Source organism: Pseudomonas sp. NPDC087598 (genome assembly GCF_044743525.1).
GTDB lineage: Bacteria > Pseudomonadota > Gammaproteobacteria > Pseudomonadales > Pseudomonadaceae > Aquipseudomonas.
On sequence record NZ_JBIUWQ010000152.1, the window covers coordinates 789 to 1,451 of the forward strand.

1 protein-coding gene and 2 pseudogenes are annotated in these 663 nt (G+C 51.6%); all 3 read left to right on the forward strand.

What is annotated here, in order from left to right; translation table 11 throughout:
- A partial coding sequence (locus ACIOWE_RS30170) for a hypothetical protein (protein ID WP_401398615.1) occupies positions 1-84 on the forward strand: 84 nt, incomplete at its 5' end.
- 133 nt (positions 85-217) lie between these two features.
- Positions 218-480, forward strand: a pseudogene (gene atpE, locus ACIOWE_RS30175) (F0F1 ATP synthase subunit C).
- Between the two features lie 59 nt (positions 481-539).
- A pseudogene (locus ACIOWE_RS30180) lies at positions 540-663 on the forward strand (F0F1 ATP synthase subunit B); the annotation flags it as partial.

Below are 663 nucleotides of genomic sequence, written 5' to 3' on the forward strand. Positions count from 1 at the left end.
ATCCTGATCATCACGCTGCAGGCGTTCATCTTCATGATGCTGACCATCGTCTACCTGTCGATGGCGCACGAAGAAAACCATTAAGACCAGTCTCGACTAGTCTGATGTCCCTCCCGGTCAAACGGGAGGGGGCTCTTCACAGGGCACCTGAAACGATTTGTTTTACCGCTTTAATCTAAAAAACCTAAACCATACGACGTAAAAGTCGGGAGGAAAGATGGAAACTGTAGTTGGTCTAACCGCTATCGCTGTTGCACTGTTGATCGGCCTGGGCGCACTGGGGAACGCACGCCAGAGGGTTTCGGCCTGCTGGGCGGCAAGTTCCTGGAAGGCGCAGCGCGTCAGCCAGAAATGGTTCCAATGCTGCAAGTTAAAATGTTCATCGTTGCCGGTCTGCTCGACGCCGTAACCATGATCGGTGTTGGTATCGCTCTGTTCTTCACCTTTGCGAACCCGTTCGTTGGTCAGATCGCTGGCTAATTACCCGGATTCTTCCGAGTAATTTGATGTGATGGACAACGTAACTGCGAGGTGTTGGCGTGAACATTAATGCGACCCTGATTGGCCAGTCCGTTGCGTTCCTGATTTTTGTACTGTTCTGCATGAAGTATGTATGGCCTCCGGTCATCGCTGCTCTGCACGAACGTCAAAAGAAGATCGCTG